We start from the raw sequence: 9137 nt of genomic DNA on the forward strand, positions 1-9137 counted from the left end.
TAGCGAACTTTTTTATAATTTTAGCCGATTTTGATGAATGCAATGGAGAAGCTCCTGAACTCAAAAGATTGAGAACAGGGGCTTCTTTTAGTTTACTATGTTTATTCTACTATGTAATTAACGTAAAATTTTATTTAGACGGAGCTTTCTTCACCCATTTGTCCAACCATTCAAAGAATGTGCGTTGCCATAGAACCCCATTCTGTGGCTTCAATACCCAGTGATTTTCATCCGGATAAATCAGCAACTCTGCAGGAACACCACGCATCACGGCAGCATCAAAAGCAGCCATTGCCTGATTAGCCAGGATACGGTAGTCTTTTTCTCCATGAATACAGAGAATAGGAGTATCCCATTTCTCTACGAATAGGTGAGGAGAGTTGGCAAACGTACGCTGTGCCACCGGATTCTGTTTTTCCCAGTATGCGCCTCCCATATCCCAGTTGGCAAACCATTTTTCTTCAGTTTCCAGATACTGCATTTCCATGTTGAAGATACCATCATGAGCAATGAACGCTTTGAACCGTTTGTCGTGATGTCCGGCCAACCAATATACGGAGAATCCTCCGAAGCTGGCACCTACGCATCCCAGACGATCTTTGTCCACATACGGCTCTTTTGCCATTTCATCGATAGCAGTGAAGTAATCCTTCATACACTGGCCACCGTAATCGCCGCTAATCTGTTCGTTCCATTCCACACCGAATCCCGGCAAACCGCGACGGTTCGGAGCAACGATGATATAATCATTAGCTGCCATAATCTGGAAGTTCCAGCGATAAGACCAGAACTGGCTTACCGGACTCTGCGGACCTCCTTCACAGAACAGCAAAGTCGGATATTTCTTGTTCGGATCAAACTGTGGAGGATAAATCACCCATGTCAACATCTGTTTGCCATCTGTTGTTTTCATCCAGCGACCTTCCACTTTACCCATTTCCAGCTGGTCATAGATTTGTTTGTTCTCCTGTGTCAGTTGAGTGGTAGAACCATCCAGTGCCACAGTGTAAATCTCATCACCCATACTCATTGAATGGCGTTTCGCGATCAGCTTATCTCCGAAAAGAGCTACCCCTTCGTAATCGTACATTCCTGAAGTAATAGCCTTTACCGAATCATTTGTCAGGTCAAGCGCATAAATCTGTGACTCTCCATGCCATACACCTGTGAAATAGATCACTTTTGCATCTGCTCCCCAGACAAAAGCATCTACATTCGATTCGAATGCCTTGCTCACAAAACGCTTCTCGCCGGTTTCCAGGTTCATGATGAACAAACGGTTCAGATCAGCTTCGTATCCGTCACGTTCCATGCTCTGCCAGGCAATATACTTGCCGTCCGGTGAGTATTGCGGATTGGTATCATATCCTTTGTTCTCTTCAGTAATATTTTCCGTTTTCTTGGTGTTCAGGTCATATACATAAATATCCGAGTTGGTAGAAATCGCATATTCCAGTCCCGTCTTTTTGCGGCAAGTATAAGCCACTTTGTCCGAGGTTGTATTCCAGGCAAGTTGCTCAATGCCACCCCAAGGCTTCATCGGACTTTCATACGGTTCGTCGTTCAGAATATCCACGATATTGGAAATGCCGTTACCATCAAAGTCGGCAACAAAAGGATGCGGAGCGGTCGTCACCCATTCATCCCAATGTTTGTACATCAGGTCGGTAACGATGATACCGGTAGCTTTCGGCAGGTCCGGATACTTATCAGCAGTGCTTTCTTTCGTCTTTACTTGTGAAATAAACAGCAGTTTTTTGCCATCCGGTGAGATGGAATATCCTTCAATATCTCCGTCGTAGTTGGTCAGCTGCTTGCGCCCGCTACCATCCGGATTCATTTCATAAAGCTGGCTGCTTCCGTTGTCATTACTTAAGAATGCCAGTTTGGTGCCTCCCTTAATCCAAGTCACCTCATTTTCCTGATACGGGGTATGAGTGATTTGTTGATTTTCGCTTCCATCTGCGTTCATTACGAAAACTTCGCGGTTACTTTTGTTTTCCGGTACGCTGTAATACGCTACCGTATACGCAATTTTCTTTCCGTCGGGCGATACGGCGAATCCGCCGATACGTCCCATAGCCCAAAGTGCTTCGGGAGTCATGCGCTTCCCTTCGATCTTAATATCCGATTTCTCGATAAGCACCTGATCTGTCTTGCCTGCGTCTTTGGTTCCTCCGCAGGCAGCTAACAACATTGCTGCCGACATCATAATTAAATTAGCTTGTCTCATATATTTTATAAAATGTTTATTTTCTTGCGAAGATAGTGAAAAAAGGATTTAAATCTTCTTTTTCTGCCAGTTTCCTTTCTTCATATACCAGTAGCAGAACATCAGCGTGAAAATACCATATACGCATTCCGTTGTCCAGGCAAATGCGACGTCCATCCGCAGGTACATGATGAAATATGCAGAGTATGTGACGTAGATAGCCAATACACAAAGTTCCATAGCCAGTGCAGTCCGCGTATTCCCTGTACCTGATACCGATTGGAAATAAACATTGGCAGGCACCAGTACCAGATAGGCAGAACACAATACCCACAGTGAAGGCACGGATGCTGCTCTCAAATCCGGCATATCTGTATAAATACGTAGGATCAGATCCGGAAATAGACAGAAGAATATCAGAATTGGCAATACAAATATATATCCAATGCGAATGTGCTGCCTGATAGTACCCCGTACACAATCCTGTTCACCTGCACCGATCAGATTGCTGACCAATGAACCACAGGTGGATGCAAATGCCATTGCAATCATAAACGGGATTCCCGACACGTTTCGGATAATGTTCGCGATTGCCAAAGAGCGCTCTCCCAAATGTTCCACAAATAGAAAGAACATAAACCAGGTAGACAAAGAAACGAAGTTCTGAATCATTGTCCACACAGAAACATTCAGTATTCGTTTCAGTGTTTTCCCTTGGAACTTAGGCAGTATATTCAATGCATACTTCCTGCAGTCAATCCGTTTCCAGGTATAGATGATAAAGAAAATCACCGATACCATTTCAGCCAGCGAAGAGCCGATAGCAGCACCGGCAATTCCCAATTGCGGGAGACCGAATTTACCGAAAATCAGGATATAATTGAATACCACATTCGAAAGTACCATCACAATAGAGTTCAAAGTCAGCGTCTTGGTCTGCGTCGTACCTACAAAGAAGGCGCGGAACATCACCATGATAAAAGAGAAGAAGAACCCGTACACACGCCAATGAATATAACTCTCGGCTGCATCGTAAATGTGAGGAGACGAAATGATATTCTTGAGGATATATGGTGAGAATACGATGGAGAACGTGAATAAAATCACTGCCATGGCAAGCAGGAAATATATGCCCTGATAAAAAATGGGTCCGATTTCCTTGTAGTTTCCTTCTCCATTGCGACGCGCAATTAATATCTGGGCACCGATGCTGAAACCGAATGCCATCATGAAAATGGCAAGGTAATATACACCTGCAATGGCGGAAGCACCTAATTCGATTTCTCCGACACGTCCCAGAAAAGCAGTGTCCGTCATACCAATCATCTGTTCCATAATCAGACTGATTAGGATAGGGTAGGAGATTGTCCAGATTTGTTTATAAGAATATTTAGTTTTCATCCTATTTTATTTTTTAGAGAAAGAAAGCCGGGCGACCAAAATAGGTGTCCGGCTTTCTTAGAATAGATTTCGGGAATTACTCCTTATTTTTTATTCTGTCTTTGCTGCTGCAATTGCTCTTGTTGCTTTTGCATCGCCTCCAGGCGAGCAGCAAATCCGGTCTTTTTCATTTGTTTCGGGTCTTTCTTTTTCGCTTCAAGAATAGCCAGCAATTTGGTTTCGTCAGTCGTTCTACGAAGCAGAATCATAGTACCCACACTAATCAGCGTTGACACGAAGTAGTAATAGTTCAAACCTGACGGATAATCGTTCAAGACGAACAAGAACATAATCGGCATCAGATACATCATCCATTTCATTGCTGCCATTTGTGGCTGCGCTCCGGTATCCTGCATAGACATCGTGTACTTCGTGTTCAAGATGTTTGTCAACGTCATCAGCAAGCAGAACAAGCTAAGGTGGTTACCTAGGAACGGGATATGGAACGGGAATGTGATGATAGCGTCATAAGTAGAAAGGTCGTCCGCCCACAAGAAACTCTGTTGACGCAGCTCGATAGCACTCGGCACGAACATAAACAAAGCCATCAGGATAGGGAACTGCAATAACATCGGCAGACAGCCGCCCATCGGGCTTACCCCGTACTGGCTGTAAAGGCTCATCACCTCCTGCTGTTTCTTCATTGCATCTTCCTGCTTCGGATATTTCTTGCTGATTTCGTCAATTTTCGGTTTCAATACACGCATCTTGGCAGAAGACATGTACGTTTTCCAGGTAGCCGGATAAACCACAACTTTCACCATGATGGTTAGAATCAACAGTACGATACCCATGCTCAATCCCCAACCGGATAACCAGTCGAATACGTTGATTGTGATAAACTGGTTAATCCAGCGAATCAACGGCCAGCCCAGATAAACCAGTCTGTGAAGTTCCCATTTCTCGTCGCGGCCTTTATCCAATGCTTTCAGCGTCTTAAAGTGGTTCGGGCCGAAATAGAAATACATCTCTGTCGGTTCTTTGCCAGTCGGATCAAAGAAAGTATTCATTTCAGCAGAATAATCTTTGATATATCCGCTTCCTTGCTGCTCCATTTTTGACTTTACGGAAACCTTGTCAAAATCCTGTTCAGCAATAAATACAGAAGAGAAGAACTGATTCTTGAAAGCTACCCAATCAATGCGTCCCGGCAAATTCTGACTGTCATCTTTGGCAGCAGACAAGTTGTCTACATTGTCACCTGTTACTTTATAAGTCAGTTCCGACAGACGATTCTCATAAGTGAATCCTTTTTCCAGTTGGCGGGCACGTTGTGACCAGTCGATGTCCACATACTTAGTACTAGCCAACTTGTCTTCCATGCCTGTCGCTTTGATTTCAAAGTTCATCAGGTAGCTATCCGGTTTCAGCGTATAGATGAAATCGATATAGCTTGCGCTATCCGCAGCCAGACGCATTGTAACACTACTGTCCGTCTTGTTCACAGCTTCAAAGAAATAATCTTTGGTCTGGATGGCTCCTGCCTTGTTGTAAAAGTTGAAGTTCATCGAAGCATCGTCACCGTCGAACAACATGACCGGCGTCTTTTTGTCTTGTGCCATATAATCTTTCAGCATGGCTGAATAGACACGTCCGCCTTTGGTTGTGAAAGTGATTTCCGCTACATTATTCTGGATGCTGATTTTAGAGTCGGTTCCATGCAAGGCATTGAAAAACAAAGCAGAAGAATCGGCAGCCGATGCCACCTCTTTTTGGCTGTTAGCCAGTGCAGCTTCCGTTTTAGCCTTCAACGCTTCCTCCTGCTGCTGTACCACGGCAATAGAATCGTAGTATTTCTTTTGCGCAGCTATCTGTTCCTCGCTTGGACGGCTCAAAAAACTGAATCCTACCAATAATATACCTATCAGAACGAGACCTGTGATGGTGTTTTTATCCATTCTTATTTTAATTACAAATTATATAAATTACAAACTACCGGTTGTTTACCACGTATCGTTAGCCGTTCACCGTTGCTTTTTCGTTTTCGATGGCAGCTTTCACAAATGCAACGAACAACGGATGAGGGTTCAGTACCGTACTGCCATATTCCGGATGGAACTGTGTGCCGACAAACCATTTCAAAGTCGGGATTTCAACGATTTCTACCAGATCCGATTCCGGGTTGATACCTACACATTTCATGCCGGCAGCTTCATATCGGTCTTTATAATCATTGTTGAACTCATAGCGATGGCGGTGACGTTCCTGAATATGTTCCTGTCCGTAAGCCTGATATGCTTTCGAACCTTTCTGCAATACACATTCGTAAGCGCCCAGACGCATCGTACCACCCATATTGGTGATTGCTTTCTGTTCTTCCATGATATCAATCACGTTGTGCGGAGTCTTTTCATCCATTTCACGTGAGTTGGCATCTGCGTATCCCAGTACGTTGCGTGCAAACTCAATAGCAATACATTGCATACCCAGACAAATACCGAAAGTCGGGATGTCATGTGTACGTGTATATTTGATAGCGACAAACTTGCCGTCGATACCCCGTTGGCCGAATCCCGGACCAATCATTACGCCCGCCATACCTTTCAGAGCTTCACATACATTTTCGTCTGTCAGCTTCTCGCTGTTTACGAAATGAACTTCCACTTTGCGGTCATTGTAAGTACCCGCTTGCGATAAAGCTTCACGGATAGATTTGTAAGCGTCCTGCAAATCGTATTTTCCAACCAGTGCAATATTGATCGGTTCTTTTGTCTCTGCAGCGTGACGACGTTCCAGGAATTTACGCCATGGACCGAGTCCCGGAGTTTCTCCTACCGGCAGTCCCATCTTTTCGAGGATAGTGCTGTCCAGCCCTTGCGCTTGCATCAGGATAGGTACTTCGTAAATTGTTTCCGCATCAATAGATTGCACAACGGCTTTATCGTCTACATTACAGAATTGTGCCACTTTCTTACGTAGTCCGTCACTTAGCGGATGCTCGGCACGCAGTACCAGTACATCCGGCTGAATACCCACACTTTGGAGTTCCTTTACAGAATGTTGCGTCGGTTTTGTTTTCAATTCTCCGGCAGCAGCAAGATAAGGAACATAGGTCAAGTGTACGCAAAGAGCGTTCTTACCGAGTTCCCATTTCAACTGACGGATACTTTCGAGGTAGGGGAGTGATTCGATGTCACCTACCGTACCACCGATTTCAGTAATCACAAAATCAAACTTGTATTTATTACCAAGCAGTTTTACATTCCGTTTGATCTCGTCTGTGATGTGAGGAATCACCTGGATCGTTTTACCCAGATAGTCTCCACGACGTTCCTTGTCAATGACGCTCTTGTAGATACGTCCCGTAGTAATGTTGTTCGCCTTTGTCGTTTGTATACCCAGGAATCGCTCATAGTGTCCCAAGTCGAGGTCGGCTTCGTGTCCGTCTACGGTTACATAGCACTCTCCGTGCTCATAAGGATTCAATGTTCCCGGGTCGATGTTGATATACGGGTCAAACTTCTGGATGGTTACATTATAACCTCTTGCTTGCAGCAACTTACCGATGGATGATGAGATGATCCCTTTTCCTAAAGAAGAGGCAACACCACCGGTGACGAAAATATACTTTGTTTCTCCCACAGCTATAACTGTTTTAATAATTGTTTACTTAGTAGTATTCTTACGAACTTAAAAACCGCAAAATTATAAAAAAAAGAGGAAGATTACAGTCTTTCGTCTCCACAATTTTATTAAAAAATGCAATTTTAAAAGAATCCTATGATTTCTGAACAAAATAATGTAGCTTTGCACCCTAAACCATAGACAAATATGATGAGAATTACTACTTTATGTTCAGCGTTTATTCTGTCAATCTTATCGTTATCGCTTTTTGCACAGGAATCTGTCGATCCCTCTCCACTTCCGACTGACTCTCTGCAGCCTGCTCCTGAAGCGATTAAACCAGCCAAAACGGTTAAATCTTCAACAGTTGTGGCAAAAGCCAGAGTTGTGAAAGCAGATACGCTTTCGGCGGAGCTTCAGAAATATTTGATGCTCAAACTGAATATGTCGGGGCCGACTCCGAAACTGGATACCGTTTCTTATTTATATAATAAGTATGTCGCGCAATTAGATTATTTGAACGACCTGTCTGTGCCGCCACGTTATATTCCGTCTGATCCCGATTATTTTCGTCTGTTCACACCATTGGCATATTATTATGCTCCGATGGCACAATATTCGAAATTGGAATGGAAGCCTATGCAATGGGACACCACTCCTCAACTGACAGCGGAACTTCTGCCTTATGATACTCTGGCATTTACCAAAACCCAGCGTGCCGAGAAAATAGTGAACAGTGCATTGATGGATCTTTATTTGGAACGTCCGAACTTGGTTGTCACTACAGAAGACCGCATCATGAGTCGTGATGTATTCCGTCACGATGTGAAGCCGAAAATATCTCCCAAAGCAAACGTTATTCATCTGTTTCAACCGGAAAATATGGATGATAATGTAGGGAAAGCCAATATGAAGATTAGTCGGCCGAACTGGTGGGTGACCGGAGGTAACGGATCGTTGCAGATTAGCCAGAACCACCTTTCGGATAACTGGTATAAGGGAGGTGAAAGTAACTTCTCCGGATTAGCCACTTTTCAGATTTTTGCCAACTATAATGACAATGAAAAGGTGCTGTTTGAGAACCAGCTGGAAGCTAAAGTAGGTATGACTTCCACTCCGTCAGATGAATACCATAAATATCTGTTCAATACAGACCAATTTCGTTTGTATAATAAATTAGGTTTGAGAGCTTTCAAGAATTGGTATTATACCATTTCGTCCGAGTTTAAGACACAGTTTTTCAATGGATATAAAGCTAACAGCGAAGAATTGGTTTCATCTTTCATGTCTCCGGCAGATTTGGCGGTCAGTGTCGGTATGGATTATAAATTGAGTAAGAAGAAATTTAATCTTTCTGTGTTTATGGCGCCGTTGACTTATAACTTGCGTTATATCGGTAATTCTGAAGTAGACGAAACAAAGTTTGGCTTAGACAAAGGAAAATGCTCTAAAAACGACTTTGGCTCCCAGTTGCAATCCACATTGAACTGGACCATCATCTCTGCAGTAACTTTAGAGTCTCGTCTCAATTATCTGACCAACTATCATTGGGCACGTGTAGAATGGGAAAATACATTCAACTTCGTTTTGAACCGTTATCTTTCTACCAAGCTCTATATACATACCCGTTTTGACGATAGCTCGAAACCGACTGAAGGAGATAGCTTTTTCCAGTTGAAAGAATTGCTTAGCTTCGGTATCAATTATAAGTGGTAAGTAAGAAATAGAGATCAGGCGCGGAAATTCTGCGCCTGATTTGTTTAGGGATGTTGTATAAAATATGGGTGGTAAAATAGAACCAATGTGATAGCGGATTTTTCACGTCCAAGATAGTCTTAACTGTATATTTCTATTTGTGTGTAAAAAAAGAAAGCGTTTTTTGTTGTTGTCTTGTTATAAGTTTATGTATCTGTGTCGCGGA

Annotated in this window: 5 protein-coding genes; 1 reads left to right on the forward strand and 4 read right to left on the reverse strand. The window is 43.3% G+C overall.

The annotated features are described in order from the left end of the window. Window positions 1–130: 130 nt before the first annotated feature. From ACT8YW_RS07135 to ACT8YW_RS07150, 4 genes are all read right to left on the reverse strand, one after another. Complete coding sequence (locus tag ACT8YW_RS07135; protein ID WP_444104483.1) at window positions 131–2233, reverse strand: prolyl oligopeptidase family serine peptidase; 2103 nt, start codon at window positions 2231–2233, stop codon at window positions 131–133. Between the two features lie 48 nt (window positions 2234–2281). Beyond that, window positions 2282–3613: a multidrug efflux MATE transporter BexA gene (gene bexA, locus ACT8YW_RS07140; RefSeq protein ID WP_118029784.1), complete on the reverse strand. Its 1332-nt coding sequence runs from the start codon at window positions 3611–3613 to the stop codon at window positions 2282–2284. An 83-nt stretch (window positions 3614–3696) separates the two neighbouring features. Continuing rightward, the gene (gene yidC / locus ACT8YW_RS07145) at window positions 3697–5550 is read right to left on the reverse strand and encodes a membrane protein insertase YidC (RefSeq protein ID WP_444104484.1); all 1854 of its coding nucleotides are present in this window, start codon (window positions 5548–5550) and stop codon (window positions 3697–3699) included. 58 nt (window positions 5551–5608) lie between these two features. Beyond that, window positions 5609–7234 (reverse strand): CTP synthase, encoded by a 1626-nt coding sequence (locus ACT8YW_RS07150; protein WP_117610616.1) that lies wholly within the window; start codon window positions 7232–7234, stop codon window positions 5609–5611. Window positions 7235–7423: 189 nt separating this feature from the next. On the opposite strand from ACT8YW_RS07150, the gene ACT8YW_RS07155 reads away from it, so the two are divergent. Continuing rightward, a complete protein-coding gene (locus tag ACT8YW_RS07155) occupies window positions 7424–8932 on the forward strand; it encodes a DUF3078 domain-containing protein (RefSeq protein WP_004299972.1) in 1509 nt (502 codons plus the stop codon). The last annotated feature ends 205 nt before the right edge of the window (window positions 8933–9137 follow it).

Source organism: Bacteroides sp. (assembly GCF_052357945.1).
Taxonomy (GTDB): domain Bacteria; phylum Bacteroidota; class Bacteroidia; order Bacteroidales; family Bacteroidaceae; genus Bacteroides.